This is a genomic window from Moritella sp. (assembly GCF_013215705.1).
In the GTDB taxonomy this organism is placed as follows: Bacteria; Pseudomonadota; Gammaproteobacteria; order Enterobacterales; family Moritellaceae; genus Moritella.
Window position 1 is genome coordinate 197,906 of record NZ_JABSQR010000008.1, and the last position, 17,110, is coordinate 215,015.

The following is a 17,110-nucleotide window of genomic DNA, read 5'->3' on the forward strand; positions in this document are numbered from 1 at the left end:
ATATAGACATCATTAATAGAATAGGCATCTATTACAAGTTCCACTACGCCCTATTTAACATAATATACATTATGCGCAGTGCTATATGAACCCAGATAGAGATGTCCGGTTTGAAATTTTGTTATTGATATCAAAATGCTGTCCCTGGTACTTCAATTTGATATCAAAAACCTGTGCGCTACGTGAAATCTAAAATGTTATGCCAGTATAGTTACTGTAGATTTCACATAGCGCGTGTTCTATTTAGACGTTTGATTATTAATGTTTTTATCTGACTTCAAGTATTCTAGTTCTTTCAAGCACGATCAACAAAATCTTGTGATAACAATTATTCAAAACGCGTCGATACGTGAAATCTAAGCTAGCTTTCCTTGTGATTACCAACATGATTTACATAGTGCTCGTTATGGATTCATTCGTTATCACTTATTAGCTGAGTCTAGATTTACAGTTCTTAAAATGATTTCAGCTTTAATCTAGCTAACTATTCGATATAATTTTGCTGAACTGGCATTATTAAAATTTTCAAATTTAACTAATCTAATACTGAATATACTAATTGGAATTCAAGATGCTATTTTGAATCGATCCTAGGTTAAATTTACTAACTAGGATGTTAGTTACTGATTAAGATTTCACGTAGCGTCACGTAAAATATCTATACTATTGATTTTATTATCAATAACACTTAAAAAGTCTCGATTATACGGAGATCTAAATATAACTGTGTTTATATACAGTTATATGTGTAACTCCGTAAAATCATGACTTTTAATAGACGTTTATAAATTTTTGGTGCAAGCGCCCTATCCTTTTTTGGCTGTTTAAACTGACCATAATGTAATGCTGAAATTGAAATTGTGATCGGATAAGGATTGCATGTAATGATTCATATATGGAGCATTAGTTGTATTTCAAGCTATTAATGAGTGATTTATGGGACATTAAAATAAATTAAACTAATGTACCATTTAGTGAGCATTAAGGTCATTTTTAACCTATAATGAGCACATAAGAGAACATTAAAGGGTTGATATGAGATATTCAAGCATGACAGCACCTGCAATCGCTACGGTGATTGGTGAAAGACTAAAAACCTACCGCCTTAACGCGAACAAAACCCAAGCATCAATCGCAAAAGACGCTGGATTAACCCGTAAAAAGATAGCCAATGCTGAGAATGGGCAATGCTCACTCGAAACCATGGTCATTATTATGCAGGCACTGGACGTTATTGATCAAATAGATATTTTTCTTCCGGCAACCCAGGTGTCGCCGGTTCAGCTTGCCCAACTCCATGGGAATGAACGAAAAAGAGCATCTAGTCCAAGAGAACAACAAAAACAAGCACCCGTAAACGAGGATAACCTAGGATGGTAAAAGAAGTTATTGAGGTCAGTTATAACGACCTTGCTGTCGGCGCAGCCAGTTACGACCCAGTGACAAAACAAAGCGCGTTTGAATACGATCCTAGCTTCATTTCGAGTGGCATTGAACTCTCTCCGCTAATGATGCCACTCTCCAAGAAGATTTATTCATTCCCATCAATCGATCACGCCACCTTTAAAGGTCTTTCGGGGCTTTTGGCCGATTCTTTACCAGATGATTTCGGTAATACAGTCCTTAATGCTTGGGTAGCCCGAAACGGACGATTACCCAGTGAGATAACCCCGCTTGAGCGCCTAAAGTATACTGGCGCGAGAGGTATGGGTGCATTGTCTTACTCCCCGCCAAAGAGATACGGTAACTCTTTCAATAAGTCGCAAGAGATAGAAATCAAGTCTCTGGTTTCTGTCGCTCAAAACATTCTTTCTGAGAGACAAGACTTTGGAATCGAACTTGATCATGCTGGCCGTGAAGACAAAGACGCCATGTTAGAGCTTATGTCTGTAGGAATGAGCGCCGGTGGTGCTAGACCTAAAGCGGTTTTAGCATTTAACAAGGATTTTAGCGAAGTGCGTTCCGGGCAAGTTGAAGTTCCTGAAGGATTTACTCATTACTTAATGAAATTTGATGGTGTCAGTGAGCACAACAAGAACAAAGAGACATTTGGTGATCCGTTAGGTTACGGCGCGATGGAATATACGTATTATCTCATGGCAAATAAGCTTTGCGGTATTGATATGATGCCAACTCAACTCTTGAACGAAGGGGATCGTCGCCACTTTATCACTCAACGTTTCGATAGAATCGGAAACAAGCGCGTACATGTGCAGACCCTGAATGCAATGGCACATGTTAGCTACAAACAAGCAGGTTCATTCTCGTATGAGGAATTGTTTGGAGTCGTCCGTCAACTAAGATTGAAAGCGCCAGAGGCTATGCAACTATTGAGGCGCTTAATCTTTAATATTATATCGCGCAACCATGACGACCACTCAAAGAACTTTGGATTCATGATGAACGATGCCGGAGTCTGGTCTCTTTCTCCCGCTTACGACATTGCATACTCATACAAGCCAGATAGTCATTGGGTAAGTTGCCATTGGATGACACTCAACGGTAAGCGTGACCATTTTGAGCGTAGTGACTTCTATAGTCTGAGTACACTAAGCCCCCTATTTACTAAAAAACTCATAGATGAAACCATCGACGAAATCACACAGCACGTATCTACATGGCGTGCGCTAGCTACCGAACAAGCAGTTCCGCTATCGTTAATCGATGAAGTTGAGTCAAATCTAAGGCTTAATATTTAGCAATTAATCACGAGGTCCACACGGCGAATACCATTCCGTGGCGCCTTACATTAATAACTTCATTTGGCTTACTAAAAGGCTGGAAACTTCCAGCCTTTCGTCACATTTAGAATGCAGCTTTGAATATTTCAGCTATCTCTTTTACATTCCCTTTTCTAGGATTGCTAAAGGCATTACCGTCTTTTAATGCATTTTCAGACATTAATTGTATATCTTCTTCTTTGATCCCTGCTTCTTTAAGGCTGGTCGGAATACCAATTTCAGATGATAGTGAAAATAATGAATCAATGGCTTTTTCAGCAGCGGCCATCACTGAAAGTCCTTCGATATTTTCACCCATAAATTCTGCTATATCAGCAAATTTTTGAGGGTTTGCAATCATGTTATAACGGCAAACATGAGGTAGTAGCATTGCATTTGCAACACCATGAGGCATGTCGTATAGACCACCAAGTTGATGAGCCATGGCATGAACATAACCAAGGTTACCATTATTAAATGCCATTCCCGCTAAAAGAGAAGCATAAACCATATTTTCTCTTGCTTTAAGATTTTCACCATTAGCAACGGCCTGTCTAAGGTTTCCAGCTATCAATTTGATAGATTGTATTGCGGTGGCGTCTGTTACTGGGTTGGCATCCTTTGATACATAGGCTTCTACCGCATGAGTAAGCGCATCCATTCCTGTCGCGGCAGTAAGCGCGGCCGGTTTTCCGATCATTAACAATGGATCGTTTATTGATACTTGAGGCAGGTTTCTCCAACTAACCACTACAGATTTCATCTTTGTTTTTGTATTTGTAATAACAGCATGTCTGGTTATTTCAGAAGCCGTTCCGGCCGTGGTATTTACGGCAATAATTGGCGGTAGTGGGTTCGTTAACGTTTCGATCCCTGCATAGTCACAAACATATCCTTTATGCGTATGAGCAATGCCGATCCCTTTACCACAATCATGAGGAGAGCCACCGCCTATAGAGATAATCATATCGCAATTATTGGCTTGAAATACTTCAAGACCATCATATACATTCGTGTCTTTTGGATTAGGCTCTACGCGATCGAAAACAACGGCTTCAATGCCTTCTTCTTTAAGGTAAGCAATCGTTCTCTTTACAGGACCATCCTCCAAAGAATATAAAAATTGATCTGTCACTATAAGCGCTTTTTTACCATGCAGTATTTTTGCTCTTTTCCCGATCACTTCTAAACAACCAGGACCAAAAAAATTCACACTTGGCATCAAATAATCATAATATCTCATAATACTTCCTTTATAATTTATATTTAAAATCGAAATAAATGTATAATCTCACCCTTCAATCACACATTTCATATCAAAACTTTCAAACACTTCTTTGAATTCATTCATAATATTCTCAGTGGGTATTGCGATATCACTGTCCATCTCATATTTCATTTCAATATTTTGATATTTAGAACTCCCCAGATTATGATAAGCGAGTAAATCTACCCTTATGACGTTTTCTAGTGTTTTAACAAACGAAGCAATTGCATTTATACTTTCATTATCACAATTGAAATGAGGTATAACGGGCACTCTTATAATCAGTTCCTTTGATATCATTGAAATGTGTTTTGCATTTTCAAGAATAATTTTATTACCCACGCCAATATGGTTTATATGAATGTCATTATTGGTATGTTTTATATCTAAAAGAACCAAATCGGCTAAAGGAATAACTTTCTCAACCGCTTCTTTTTTGGCAAACGCAGTCGTTTCTAAAGTAGTATGCCAACCCATCGATTTACAACCTTTTAGAATTTCGGCTACAAAATCTGCTTGTCCAAGTAATTCACCGCCCGATAAAGTAACGCCACCGCCAGAACGTCTAAAGTGTACGCTGTCTTTTTTTAATTCTTGTAACAGCTCTTCTACCTTAATTTTCCGTCCTATTTTCACAAGTGCATTGCTATAACAGTTATCTACACAAAGACCACAATTGTCACATTTATCTCTATCTATTTTATTGTTTCCATCTAAACTAATGGCACCTTGAGGGCAGACATCTATACATTTACCACAATTAATACAGCTACTTTTATTAAATGTAATTTGAATATCTTTTGATTGAGACTCAGGGTTGCTGCACCATTTACATTTAAGAGGACAACCTTTTAAAAATACGATAGTTCTTATTCCGGGTCCGTCATTGATAGAAAAACGTTGTATATCAAAGATGGTACCCTCTTTATTTTTATTATATCTATCTTCTCGTAACATACGGATTCCTTTGATCATCATTCTAATATTCGACACGAATTTAATCCCGCACCTGATTTATATAGACACTAAACTTAAATGCATTATTTTTAAATTACTTAAATGTAAAAATTAACGTTTTTAAATAAATGGCAATACGTTGGTGCGGAATATTGTCCTTACCTATTAATATTAGAATTCTTGTTCTGTTCTTCTGATTATTTCATCTTGGATTCGTTTGTCCAAAATAATAAACTGAGCACTATAACCCGCTACACGGATGACCAAATCTTTATATTCGTTAGGATTTTCTTGTGCCGCAATTAGCGTTTCTTTATCGACTACATTAAACTGTATATGCAGCCCCTTTTGATCAAAATAACCTCTTAATAAAGAACCTAAATTTTGTAGCCCTTTAGTTCCTTTAATTGATCCTGGATAGAATTTTTGGTTAAGTAGAGTGCCGTTAGATGCAATATGATGATCTAATTTTGCAACTGAATTTACTGCTGCAGTAGGACCATTGGTATCAGCACCTGTACAAGGAGATACACCATCAGCTAAAGGGTCGTGAGCTTTTCTTCCGTCTAAAGAAGGACCGATAAGATCGCCAAGTAATACATTGATCGCTGCCGGGTATAATCCCGCATGGAAATCGCCCCCTCTAGGGTTTGTATATTTTTCGACTTCTTCACAATAAATCAAAGCACCAATTCTGGCTAATTCATCTACATCATCAATGTCGTTACCGAACTTCGGTGCTTTATTTTTTATAAGTAGTCTTATGTCTTCATGCTTTCTTTTATCTTCTGCATTTTCTGCATCGTCACCAAAGTTTGTTGCAAGAGCTTCTTTTAGATCTTTTAAAGTAAGTTTTTTTGTATCAAAGACAAGATATTTGATCGCGGCAAAGGCATCGCCTACATTGGCAACACCGACGCCTTGTGGACCAGAGAAGTTATAGTGTGCGCCACCGTCTTGAAGGGATGTACCCGTAGAAATACAGTCGTCAACCATGCAAGATAAGAATGGTAAAGGTGCTCTTTCTGCATGCGCTAGATCGATGACATTGTCAGTGCTTATAAGTTGGTATACAAAGAATTCCATTTGTTTTCTATAAGCGTCTATAATTTCTTCCATTGAAGAGAATTCTGTAAATTCGCCTGTTTCTGGCCCTATTTGTTTCCCGTTAGACATGCCATTATCAACTACAATTTGAAGAAGTCTGGCTAGGTTAAAGAATGCAGAGTCATGCCACCCTTCCGTTTTTCCTGGAACTTGAGGTTCAACACACCCGATTATTGCGTATTCTCTGGCGTCTTTTAGAGTGAGTCCATTATTGACAAGGGAAGGAATGATGACTTCATCATTGTAGTAGGAAGGCATACCAGTTCCGAGTCGACTAAGCTCACAACTTCTCATAAGAAGTTCATCAGGTGTTTTATTCCAGATTCTCACCGAAAAAGAAGGTGCAGATAATCGTACGTGAGCAGACGCATCAATACACATATAGGTAAGATCATTAGTCGCATCTTTACCATCTTTGGTCTGACCACCTACAATTAGATTTTGGAACAATGGATAGCCACCAAAAGCTCTTGTAGAAATCGCATCTCTTACTTTATTAAGGTCATTAAATTTTACCCAGATACAATCAATTAATTCTTGTGCTTTATCAATATCAAAATCTGTTGATTTTGTATCCATTTCATAATAAGGATACATATATTGATCAAATCTACCCGGAGATATTGAGTGACCATTTGATTCGATGCTGATAACCATATCGATAAACCAAAAAGATTGGCAGGCTTCATAAAAGTTTGACGCACCATATTCAGGCACTTTTTTACAGTTTTTAGCAATAATTAAAAGCTCTTCTTTACGACGAGTATTGTTTTCCTGTGCTGCCATTTCATTTGCCAAATCTGCATATCGATTGGCATACTTGATAACTGCATTACAAGATATAATTATCGATTCCCAGAATGGTCTCTGTTTTAAATAATGGGGTGCTGTTTTGTCAGCCATTGCCATCGTATTTTCTACTTCTTCAATGATACCTCGATAACCTTTTTTTAGAATTTTGGCATAATCGACCGAAACATGTCCAATGCCGTTAAGGTGGTAATTACCCACTGTAAATACATTTTCTTCCAATGCTTCTATATTTTCTTTTGTCATATAGGAAATGGCTAATTCAGATGTTGTTTTACCTTCCCAGTAATTAAAAACATCTTTCAGTTGTTCTTTTACTTCGTCACTTATTTGGAAAGCATCTCCGCTTCTTTTATCCATCGTTTCAAATTCATCAACAATCCATTTATGCGAGAATTCAGGAAACACTTGAGATGATTTAGGTTCAATAGTCTGACTTCCTACTATTAATTCTTCATCTCTTATTATTATTGGAATTTCATTTAGTATTTTTTCAAAAGCTTTTGCTCTACGTAAAACGGTTGGTTTATCTTCAGTTTCTTTGTATGATTCTGTAAGTAATAATGCCCGGCTTGCTTCTACACGTGGGACAGCGTCACGCATTTGATTTTTCAATGTTATTATTCTGTCGCTAGGTTGACTAAAATTATCTTTTAAAATGTACATAGTTTACCCTTTTATGATTATAACCAATTAATTTTTATATTTTAAATTAGTTGTTAATTCTATAACCGACATTTCGTATTTAAACGAGAAAACAAAATTAAAAAACGCCTGTATGCTTTGCTTATACGACACAGCTATCACGTCTAGATAAATAATTCATCATCACTCACCAGTATTATTCTGGTTATTAAAAATAACTGCCACATTGAGTCGTTTTTTAAATCAACATGCTAATCTAAGTGAGAAAATAATTTAAACGTCACTTTATAGAATAATTTTTATTTGTAAGACCAAATTAACCAATCTATTTATTAAAGAAAACTTTTTTATGATATTGCGTTCAATAAGCTCGATCGTCCCCACAATTAAAGATTGTTTGTTTGTTTGTGTTAGCTGTTAATTTAACTTCAGTCACAAAAATTCATAAAATAGCCCCTCCGGTTTCATATTGAAACAAAATGCCACTACCTACATTTCAATATGGAACAATATAGAATAATATACCTAAAGGAGCGGGCATGACTGAGCCAAATCTCATACCGGAGATGCTCATCGGGTTTTAAGTAATTGACTTGGAGCGAATCGACGTAAAATAGATTTAGGATGTCGATTACAGATTCTGAGTTCACGTAGCGTTACGTAAAAATGGTGAGTCAATTGCCGGTAAGTGAGTGCTACAACAGGATAAGTAACACGACGATCGCAGATGCATTATTAGATCGTTTGTTGCACCGCAGCATTTGTAGTTTGCCAATGGTGTCTATAATTAATAGAACAGTCTCGAGTCGGAGGTTTTATGGATCTGTCAAAATTACATACCGGAATGATGATTTCCAGTAAAAAAGGCGATGGCCACATCATCAGTATTGATCGCGAACAACATACAATGCAGGTTATTGATTTTATGGATAATCACGAGTTTGAAGTCGGATTTGAATATATCAAAGACGATCCTCAGGTTCATAACCCGGAAGGTGGTTATTACTGACTGCCGGAATTATAGGCCGTAAGTGAGTAACAGGCTAGATAGGTATGTTGAGCATTTATCACAGAAAAAGTCCCTACTAACAAAGGGATTTTTTTAATACTAAACCTGCCACCATTAATTACCCAATTGAGATCATGGTAAGCAAGCTATTCTGCTTTCTATTAAGCTCGCACTCGTTTAGCGTTTATCGGTGAGTAAACACAATCTAGATTAGCCATAACTTAGCTTAAATCACAGCGAATTTAACTCATAAAGTGAAGTGACATAGTCATTCCCTTCATAAAAATGAACAGAATAACGGTTAAAGACACCTATAGGGCAGTGAAAAAAGCAAGTTTGTCCAATAACCTCAATGGTGGTTAATATGCAGTGAGAACTTGACTAAAATAGAGGGTATATTATTGATATTTCAATCTTTTTCTGCTAACTTTGCAAGGTCGTCTAGTTATTTCGTTGTCATAATTACCTATCCTTAATATGATTAGCTCGCGATCATTAACCATCCAAACGAAAACCATCATTCAGATTCAATTATAGAGACTAAAAACCGGAATCTTGCCTGTCAAAAATTTTTTGGCTGTTATAAGGGCTTTACCTTCAGAATATGCTAAAGCCCTCTTTTTATATCTTTTAGTGTAATTAAATCAATTCCACTAGTTGCTATTACCCTCTAGGTTTACAAGCTATCTTTAGTTCATACACATCAATTTTACAATGTTGTTCATTCCACGGTGCTGCGACGTCAAAACGAACCTTTCCCCAAGTTTCATATAATCCATCGACGTAAATTGTAGGGTAATCTTTTTCCAAATCTAAACCGCTATCACCTAATTTACAAAAACGTTTGGTTTTATTTTTTTTGAATGACTCAACATAAACACATGGGTCAGATTTTAATTGGTAAACAATACCTTTTGCATCGTACTTTGGAGCGCCTTGAATTATTGCGTAAAATGAATAATCTTTAATGTATTTATTTACTTCTTCCTCAGCGAAAGAAGGGAATAAAACTGACGATGAGCATACCAACAACAGTAAAGCCTTCAACATATAACAATCCCTCTTTAAATTAAATTTTCGGCTCTATTATCACCGCGTGTTTTAGACATTTTTGGGAAATTTACTAACCACCAGTCATCATCATTCATCACCTTATAAAATGCTGAATCTTCGCCTACTTTACCCTCTAACTGGTCTTTATACAGCGCTGGTATTATGAGTCTTTTTGTTTTCGCGTAATACCGACCGACAAAATGTAAATCAACGAGTACCTCTTTTACTTTGGTCGATAATGCATCCCAGTCAATTGAATTACCATTAAGGTAAACATCACATACATCCTGCTTAAGCGTTAAACGCTTACAGTCTTTAACGTATACGTCATAAATTTCTAAAAATGCATAATGCTGCATTTTTCGAGTCATCTCTTGCTCTGCTTTTGGTACGCATTTATCCAATGTCTGCCAATATGTGTAAGCTGGTTGTTTGGTTTTTCCTGCTCCACCTTTTAGCCATGTCAATAACTTATCCGAAATTTGGTTGCAGTTTTTAGCCGCCGCCTTAAAGATTTTTTCAACATCAGAAGCGGATCGACCTCCTAAATCTAATCCTTTCCCAAACGTAACTCCTGAGCTTTCTATAACTTTACCGCCATTATTGGGGACGTGAGGAACACGAGTGAAAAACATATTATCCTTAATATCATTTCCTTCAGCATCAAAAGTAAGTTGCCCTATAGGTACTTGTAGCCATTTTTTATCCATTTCATCTGAGATATAACGCCAATGTTCAACAAGAGCCTCATCAATCCCAAGTAAAGTGTCTTTATCAACCGCTTCGGTACTTTTATTTAAATTATAATCTTGGTGAACCTTGTTCGTTGGAGTGAATTGGGACTTGAATAACACGATAGCTTTTTGTGTTGCGTTTCCAAAATCACCATCTGCGCCTGCACTACCAATATTTAGTCCTAATATCACAAGTGCTTCTTGGATACTTTTTACAGCCTCTCCTTTCACACCTTTTTTGAAAAAATCAGTTTCACTTTTCGTGAATAAATCTAAATTATATACGGGATAGAAATGTTCAGATTTTAAGATCCCATTTTGTCCATCAAGATAAGCGACTGCAATGTTGGAGAACTTTAAATGATTGATAACCCTAAGATTGCCAGAGAGCCAAGGCATATAAGTATCTTTCACTTCACCTGCAATAAAAGCACTTGCATTTGAGATGTTTTCTTGTATACCAAATGACTGTGTTTTTGAATATTCATTTAGCGGATCAAGAGAGATGGATACTTTTTTTAATGCTTGTTTGTTCGCTTCAAAATCAGCTATTTTTTTAAATGTCAGTGCTACGGGACTAAAAAGTAAATCTAAACCATTATCACCAACTTGATATTCGCCTTTTAATTTATAAGGTACTAGCAAGTGCTGCTGTTGAAATCCTTCTGAATATCTTTCCACTGTTTTAGGCGTTTTTTTTCGTTGTTCTTCTACGTATATCAATTTGAAATACATAAAATCAATGTCTTTGTAATAACTATTATCAGTTATGGCAAGCTCTCGCCATAATTTTCCTTTCCAAAATAGATATAAAAACCCCGCTTTGAATTCAGCGATATTATTTTTATCTTTCTCTTTTCCTAAATACGCTAAAGCTCTAACAGGAATAAGTACATTATCCCACTCTTTTTTTTCTGTGTCCTTATCAACAGGTGCTATCCCTTGCGTTAATATATAACTTAAAGGCTTTGGGTGTATGTGCATGTATATTTGCAGATCTAAATCGCGCGTAGCGTCTTTTAATACATCAAATTCAACCAAACTACGGTGTATATTTCGAACATCTAATTGAGGTTTTGATTGCTTTCCAATTTGGTCCTCTTTCTTTCTCAAATAAAATTCCGCATTACCCGCGGGTGATTGTCCTGCAATTTCGATGACAATTTTATGCTCAGGCGTTAGTTCCATAGGCACATCAGTAGATTGAGGTACCTGAACAATATCATCGGTAACGCGTTTATAATAAGCGTTTCTAAAGGCAGTTTTTTTTTCATTTTGAGCGTACTGATTTTGAGCATTTACCGCGACCCACTGCCCACTAGATAATAATCGACGGAGTGTGTTTAACGCCTGTTCTCCACCTGAAAGCAAAAGAGTTTGCTTTAATCTTTGAGGAAGATGGTTCAGCCAAGAAGCAGTATTTCGCTCACACGAAAGCGTCCTAATGACTTCATCGGAGGATTGTTTACACGCTAGTTCATCATGGGATAATTCAGAACTTGGTATAAATTTGTAACGTATATTCATTATATGCCCACAATTAAATAAAAATTGCAGTGATTTTAAGCTGATTAGACTTAATGATAACGATTTGGTTTGGGGCCAACTTAAACCATAAGTTATTATATTGCAATAAGTTAAGTGTTTTTTTGTATTATTTATTACCTCGAAGTTATTATTTGGGGGGCTGGCGAAGTATTATGCTCATAATTATCACATTTCACATAAGCAAATATATTGCGAATAATCATAAACAACTTTTAATTGAGTAGATGCCATAACATAAAATGGGAACATATGGCTTAGATTATCGACATCCCTACCATATCAAAACCCGAAAAATTAGCACGTCACGGCTTCCAAACATATATCAACAACTTTCACCTTAGTAATGCATTCATAGCGGCCATTCCAACACTGTATAAAAGTAAACGCTTAGTTAAGCCCACCTACCAAATATTTTCAATTGTTGCATGATTATCCTTCATTAAATGAAGGATAATCATGCAACAAAGCAAAAACGAACAACATTGGCAACGCATATTTCAGTTACAAGCTGAAAGTGGGCTAACTAAATCGCACGTCGCTGTTCTAAATCGTTCTTAACGGGGTTTTCAGGTTATTTACAATGCGATGGTTACAGTGTTTATGAAAATATCGACAATATTATTCCTGTTGGTTGCTGGGCTCATGCAAGACGTAAGTTACATGATGCCTTAACCGCGCAGCCCAAAAAAACATGCAAAGCCACAGTGGCATTAAATTACATCCAATCGCTTTACGCGATAGAGAAAAAATCCAAATTATTAACCCCCGAAGAACGGCAACACTTATGAGTGAAAAAAGCAGAACCCGTCTTGCAGCAATTTCATGAATGGCTAATAAAAAGTGGAAAGACAGTCACCCCGAAAAGTAAAATAGGCGTAGCTATTAGTTATACCTTAAACCAAAGGGAAAAGCTGAGGCCCTATTTGTATTCTGGAGAATTAGGGATTGATAATAACGTCACTGAACGAAATATCAGGCCATTTATCACCGGTCGAAAAAATTGGATGTTCAGTCAATCAGTGGATGGTGCAGACGCGATCGCAGTACTTTACAGTATTGTGATGACTTGCCGTGCGAACGATATAAATCCGTATTTATACTTCCAAAAACTCTTCAGAGAACTGCTGCAACGGGATGAACTTGCTGATTTAAGTGATTTATTGCCTTGGAATTACGACCTAGAAGCCTGATGATATCAGGCTTGACCGCTTACTTATATCGGGGCGTATTTCCCGACAAAAACATCATCGACACAAGCAATAATACCGTGATATTCAAATATAAAGACGGGCAAACTCAAACAACGAAAACCAGAATTTTACCGACGTTTCAATTTCTCTGGCTTATCTTGCAACATGTGCTTCCCAAAGGATTACAGCGAGTGCTGGATTATGGGTTTTTACACGGTAATGCCACACGGCTAAGAGTGCGCATTCAAACAATATTGCTGCATCTGTTCAATTGGAAAAGATCTGAACTCGCCGCAACAATATCAAGCAAAGCAATCCGCATTTGTCCTTGCTGTCAGCATGAAATGAAGTGCGTTGGTATCACGCGAACGACCTAGCCGAAAGGCTAAACATAATAAGGATAATGGTGTTAACACTTAAGATTGGAGATGCGATAGTTATGGTGAAAATAGGTTAATTCATTGATAAATAACAGCCCTGTTATTCATCTCAATTTCGCTCGTCTTGGGTTTAGCCCCAAGGCGAAGTACCCACCAAGATCAAACACGTTATTTACTATATAAAGAAGGGCTTCGGACTTGTTCAACACCCGAATAGGTGTCGGCTGCGCGACACCTATTCTTATATGTTATAGCGCTCTTGATGCTATCGGATGATTTGGGTTTAATTGAAGTAAATCCCATAAATTACCGTAAAGATCTTCAAATACCGCTACAGTGCCGTAATCCTGCTCTTTAGGCTCTCTAATAAACTTTATACCTTCAGATAACATACGATTATAATCACGCCAAAAGTCATCTGTATTTAAGAATAGGAATACTCGACCACCAGCTTGATTTCCCACAAAGTCATTTTGCTCAGGCTTAGATGCACGAGCTAATAATAGTGTGACACCATTGGAACCTGGTGGCGAAACCACAACCCAACGTTTATCTTGTTCTGGTTGGTAAGTATCTTCAACAAGCTCAAATCTGAGTTTATTTACATAAAAATCAATTGCCTCATCATAGTCTTTAACTACTATCGCAATGTGTACTATTGATTGTTTCAATTCATCTATCCTTGAATTCAATGCTGATGTAACTCAGCGCTATAACGCTCGCATTTGCGGGGTTACCATTCCGACAACATGCGCTTGTTAGGGCTTGTACCCATATATAGTGATACTTTCTGAATCACTATCAATTTCAAAGCTCCCAATAACATTTAGCTGCTCGATTATTCTGGAAAGGTCCTGTGTTTTAAATTGAGTTGGTGCATTCTCATAAGGTTTGTGCCCAATACGATTTGGAAGCTCAAGCCATTCAATGCGCTTGAACTCGAATGGCCCATTCAAACCCTTAAACCATTCTGACTGTACGAGTAATTTCTTATCTGGATTTCGGCCAGGAGGATCATTGAGGGTCTCAAGTGTGTCGTCTATCGCTGACTGAGACACTACCTCTTTAATAATTTTTGTGAACTCTAGTTTATTCACTGATGCTCCGATGGCGTATAACGCCGCAAACACTGGCGGCGTGCTGGCGCAGTGTTTTGCGCCTTTTCTTTTTTAGCAAAAAATGTGACAGCTTTAGCCGTCCGCGTGATTTGCCTTGTTAGGCACTTTTCGCATGCAAATGTTCCATTACGAACACTACAACTGTATGGGATGCATTAACTGCTAGCCTTGCCTCTGCTTGAACAATAGAAGGGGGAGTTTGACCTCTTCCATGTGCGGAACCTATATGGGATCTGAAAGCTCCAACTCCATCGATTACTGCAGATAGACCCTTTAAAATCTTATGCTGATCTGCAGCTAATGCGGGGTCAGAATTCAAAGGAAGGTCAATACGCACTACTCCCCATAGATCTATTACGTTTAGTTTTCTCGGCATCCCAAGCTCAAACTTCTCGATATAAAATTTCAATGCCGATTCAATAATTGAGCATGCAGCTGTAATTGATGCATGAGGGTCTGAAGATATGTTTAGCACAGCTCTTTCGAATTCTTTTTCTATAGACGAAAAGTCACCAGTCTTAAAAAAATCTTCAAGTGTTTTGGTTATTGAATTTGATCCTGCTGGTATGACATGGCCATTCACTCTATATACAAGGTTGTTTTTTGCTAAGGCAGCAGAAATCCTTTCTTGTCCTGTTTCAAGGTCGTTTCCACAAAAAGAATCGTTATCCATATATTTTTGAATAACACCACCCAAAACCTCCAATGCTTCAACTGAATCATCTTCATTGCAACGCTTTAGCCAACTGCTACATTTCGTTTCACAATTACCCTGAGGAGCATCACCTGGAGCCCCCGCTTCCATGAATAGTGATTCGAGCTTTGTGTGACTGTAATAATGTGCGGCAATTATTGAAGCCACTGAACCTATAACTGAATTTGGAATTAATGCGTTCAAATTTGAACCTCCGTTTGAGTAACTGCTTGCTCAACACTCGAATAAGGTGTCGGCTACGCGACACCTATTCTTATATGTTAGGCAACAAAATTACGCCGTAAATATCTAAAACACTGTTCTTCTTTTTCTGTTACTTCAAACAGACTGCTAGTGAAAATATCATACAATACTTTACAAACATCAGATAAATCCAAGTTATTAAAAGTATTCCAATTTGGATTATTGATAACCTGTAAATGGACTTTATTTCTCAGGTTTCTTAAAGACTCTAATTTTTCATATATAGCTTTATTTGAACCAAAGATGTGTTTTGATTTTGCACATTTGATCATTGCGTCGAATGACATATGCTTCAGTTTTTCTTCGGGTAGTTTTTTATAAATAACAGTGTCGACTCTAACCACTTCACCATCAAGTTTCTTTTGATTGCCTTTAAAGCTAATTTTTTCAACCCAATCCGTTTTAGTGTGATAACCATTAACTATGAGTAGGAAATGTAATAATGACTCGATAATACTGCAACCGACAAGAACAATTGTTTTTATCGTTTGGTAGAAATGACAGAGCTAAGTTTTATCTCTTGAAGTACCTTATCTTGAAATTGTATATATTGAAGGTTATAAGCAATATTTTTCCTGTGGGCATAAACATGTTCATAACCTCTATTTGTATATAAGACTTTTTTCAATACAGATTCTAGCCTGCCAATTGGGCATGGATACCAAGTTACTTGATCTTCACCGACTCTTGAAAGTTCAGACATACTTTCCCTTGTTGCCTAACATTTATATAACAGGACTCTCGATTTCCCAAATTCATTCACCTCAATAAAAGTAGATTAATTAATTGAAAAGTAAGGTTATACTTCAAATTTATTAATTACATGCTTATGGAAAAGCGAGCCGTCCTGTAAATTATTTATTTAGTCTTATAAGTTATATACAAGGCTAGCTATGTAATTGAGTATATTGACATTAATTTTAGCCTGCAAGATAAACCTGACTGTCTTTTGATAAATCGAGACTTCGTTCACCAAAATACCAATAACACGTATAAAATACGCCTATCTAGTCATTTTAGTTAGTTGAAGAACGCAACACGTTGCTGTTCATAAGTGAAATTAGAAGTTAGTGATGAGACATAGCCTCGCCTCATTTATTTTAATTATCTCCCTGAAATATCTCTTGGAGAACGCCAAAATGTCGTCTATTACGTCAAATCTACCTTGCGCTTAACCATATAATCAAAAGCAAAACGCCCCCCACTAAAGATAACAACTTGCAACAATAGAGTTCCCCATAATACATGCTGAGCGTAAGCGGCGGCGGCAATATCTTCCAAGCTAATAACAGCCACAATATTGACGAAAAATAACCCCAATGCAGAGAAACGACTTGCTAATCCAGCCATCAATAATAAGGGTAGAATGATCTCAGCAGCAGTCCCTAAATAAGCAGCTAGTTCATAAGGCAATAATGGTACGTGATATTCCTCTTCAAATAGAAATAACGTACTGTCCCAGTTGTTTAGCTTTGTCAGTCCAGATGAAAAGAAAGCCCAACCGACATACAAACGTGCGGCCAGTAATGCAACAGGTTCTAACATACTTACTTTTTCTATAATACGTCGATAAATTTGATTCACTGATAACAACAATGAGTTTGAAGTATTCAT

At 37.0% G+C, this 17,110-nt stretch carries 15 protein-coding genes and 1 pseudogene; 6 read left to right on the forward strand and 10 right to left on the reverse strand.

Annotated features, from left to right (window positions below; genetic code table 11):
* Positions 1-1,035: 1,035 nt before the first annotated feature.
* Entirely contained in the window at positions 1,036-1,380 is a 345-nt protein-coding gene (locus tag HRT96_RS06765) for a helix-turn-helix transcriptional regulator (RefSeq protein ID WP_293154069.1), read from the forward strand.
* Positions 1,374-2,699 carry a type II toxin-antitoxin system HipA family toxin gene (locus tag HRT96_RS06770; RefSeq protein ID WP_293154072.1) on the forward strand — a complete coding sequence of 442 codons (1,326 nt, stop codon included), beginning with the start codon at positions 1,374-1,376 and terminating at the stop codon, positions 2,697-2,699. The genes HRT96_RS06765 and HRT96_RS06770 overlap by 7 nt, the downstream gene beginning before the upstream one ends.
* A gap of 106 nt (positions 2,700-2,805) precedes the next feature.
* On the opposite strand, the gene HRT96_RS06775 is transcribed toward HRT96_RS06770, so the two are convergent.
* The 3 genes from HRT96_RS06775 to HRT96_RS06785 form a co-directional block, all read right to left on the reverse strand.
* Entirely contained in the window at positions 2,806-3,963 is a 1,158-nt protein-coding gene (locus HRT96_RS06775) for an iron-containing alcohol dehydrogenase (RefSeq protein WP_293154075.1), read from the reverse strand.
* 48 nt (positions 3,964-4,011) lie between these two features.
* Entirely contained in the window at positions 4,012-4,944 is a 933-nt protein-coding gene (locus HRT96_RS06780; RefSeq protein ID WP_293154078.1) for a glycyl-radical enzyme activating protein, read from the reverse strand.
* 171 nt (positions 4,945-5,115) lie between these two features.
* Positions 5,116-7,527 carry a glycyl radical protein gene (locus tag HRT96_RS06785; RefSeq protein WP_293154081.1) on the reverse strand — a complete coding sequence of 804 codons (2,412 nt, stop codon included), beginning with the start codon at positions 7,525-7,527 and terminating at the stop codon, positions 5,116-5,118.
* A gap of 796 nt (positions 7,528-8,323) precedes the next feature.
* Between HRT96_RS06785 and HRT96_RS06790 the strand changes: the two genes are divergently transcribed.
* Positions 8,324-8,515: a hypothetical protein gene (locus HRT96_RS06790; protein WP_112712778.1), complete on the forward strand. Its 192-nt coding sequence runs from the start codon at positions 8,324-8,326 to the stop codon at positions 8,513-8,515.
* A gap of 663 nt (positions 8,516-9,178) precedes the next feature.
* Here the strand turns inward: HRT96_RS06790 and HRT96_RS06795 are convergent.
* Positions 9,179-9,565 (reverse strand): hypothetical protein, encoded by a 387-nt coding sequence (locus tag HRT96_RS06795; RefSeq protein WP_293154089.1) that lies wholly within the window; start codon positions 9,563-9,565, stop codon positions 9,179-9,181.
* A 14-nt stretch (positions 9,566-9,579) separates the two neighbouring features.
* Positions 9,580-11,829 (reverse strand): pesticin C-terminus-like muramidase, encoded by a 2,250-nt coding sequence (locus HRT96_RS06800; RefSeq protein ID WP_293154092.1) that lies wholly within the window; start codon positions 11,827-11,829, stop codon positions 9,580-9,582.
* Positions 11,830-12,377: 548 nt separating this feature from the next.
* On the opposite strand from HRT96_RS06800, the pseudogene HRT96_RS06805 reads away from it, so the two are divergent.
* The 3 genes and pseudogenes from HRT96_RS06805 to HRT96_RS06815 form a co-directional block, all read left to right on the forward strand.
* A pseudogene (locus HRT96_RS06805) lies at positions 12,378-12,824 on the forward strand (transposase); the annotation flags it as partial.
* Positions 12,825-12,911: 87 nt separating this feature from the next.
* Positions 12,912-13,040 (forward strand): transposase domain-containing protein, encoded by a 129-nt coding sequence (locus HRT96_RS06810; RefSeq protein WP_293154217.1) that lies wholly within the window; start codon positions 12,912-12,914, stop codon positions 13,038-13,040.
* A complete protein-coding gene (locus tag HRT96_RS06815; protein WP_293154094.1) occupies positions 13,040-13,417 on the forward strand; it encodes a transposase in 378 nt (125 codons plus the stop codon). Before HRT96_RS06810 ends, HRT96_RS06815 begins: the two co-directional genes overlap by 1 nt.
* Before the next feature lie 251 nt (positions 13,418-13,668).
* Here the strand turns inward: HRT96_RS06815 and HRT96_RS06820 are convergent, their stop codons facing one another.
* The 5 genes from HRT96_RS06820 to HRT96_RS06840 form a co-directional block, all read right to left on the reverse strand.
* Positions 13,669-14,091 carry a VOC family protein gene (locus HRT96_RS06820; protein ID WP_067042391.1) on the reverse strand — a complete coding sequence of 141 codons (423 nt, stop codon included), beginning with the start codon at positions 14,089-14,091 and terminating at the stop codon, positions 13,669-13,671.
* Positions 14,092-14,178: 87 nt separating this feature from the next.
* Positions 14,179-14,517 carry a hypothetical protein gene (locus tag HRT96_RS06825; RefSeq protein WP_293154101.1) on the reverse strand — a complete coding sequence of 113 codons (339 nt, stop codon included), beginning with the start codon at positions 14,515-14,517 and terminating at the stop codon, positions 14,179-14,181.
* A gap of 118 nt (positions 14,518-14,635) precedes the next feature.
* Positions 14,636-15,436, reverse strand: coding sequence for an abortive infection family protein (locus HRT96_RS06830; RefSeq protein ID WP_293154104.1), 801 nt, complete (start codon positions 15,434-15,436; stop codon positions 14,636-14,638).
* A gap of 541 nt (positions 15,437-15,977) precedes the next feature.
* Positions 15,978-16,199 (reverse strand): hypothetical protein, encoded by a 222-nt coding sequence (locus HRT96_RS06835; protein ID WP_293154106.1) that lies wholly within the window; start codon positions 16,197-16,199, stop codon positions 15,978-15,980.
* A 446-nt stretch (positions 16,200-16,645) separates the two neighbouring features.
* Positions 16,646-17,110, reverse strand: coding sequence for a DoxX family protein (locus HRT96_RS06840; protein ID WP_293154109.1), 465 nt, complete (start codon positions 17,108-17,110; stop codon positions 16,646-16,648).

What these genes read in the sequence shown, in the direction of transcription:
- HRT96_RS06770 (WP_293154072.1), top strand. Translation starts at nt 1,374, where the DNA reads ATGGTAAAAGAAGTTATTGAGGTCAGTTATAACGACCTTGCTGTCGGC.
- HRT96_RS06815 (WP_293154094.1), top strand. Translation starts at nt 13,040, where the DNA reads ATGATATCAGGCTTGACCGCTTACTTATATCGGGGCGTATTTCCCGAC.
- HRT96_RS06800 (WP_293154092.1), bottom strand. Translation starts at nt 11,829, where the DNA reads ATGAATATACGTTACAAATTTATACCAAGTTCTGAATTATCCCATGAT.
- HRT96_RS06835 (WP_293154106.1), bottom strand. Translation starts at nt 16,199, where the DNA reads ATGTCTGAACTTTCAAGAGTCGGTGAAGATCAAGTAACTTGGTATCCA.
- HRT96_RS06765 (WP_293154069.1), top strand. Translation starts at nt 1,036, where the DNA reads ATGAGATATTCAAGCATGACAGCACCTGCAATCGCTACGGTGATTGGT.
- HRT96_RS06785 (WP_293154081.1), bottom strand. Translation starts at nt 7,527, where the DNA reads ATGTACATTTTAAAAGATAATTTTAGTCAACCTAGCGACAGAATAATA.
- HRT96_RS06810 (WP_293154217.1), top strand. Translation starts at nt 12,912, where the DNA reads ATGACTTGCCGTGCGAACGATATAAATCCGTATTTATACTTCCAAAAA.
- HRT96_RS06795 (WP_293154089.1), bottom strand. Translation starts at nt 9,565, where the DNA reads ATGTTGAAGGCTTTACTGTTGTTGGTATGCTCATCGTCAGTTTTATTC.
- HRT96_RS06775 (WP_293154075.1), bottom strand. Translation starts at nt 3,963, where the DNA reads ATGAGATATTATGATTATTTGATGCCAAGTGTGAATTTTTTTGGTCCT.
- HRT96_RS06790 (WP_112712778.1), top strand. Translation starts at nt 8,324, where the DNA reads ATGGATCTGTCAAAATTACATACCGGAATGATGATTTCCAGTAAAAAA.
- HRT96_RS06780 (WP_293154078.1), bottom strand. Translation starts at nt 4,944, where the DNA reads ATGTTACGAGAAGATAGATATAATAAAAATAAAGAGGGTACCATCTTT.
- HRT96_RS06840 (WP_293154109.1), bottom strand. Translation starts at nt 17,110, where the DNA reads ATGAATACTTCAAACTCATTGTTGTTATCAGTGAATCAAATTTATCGA.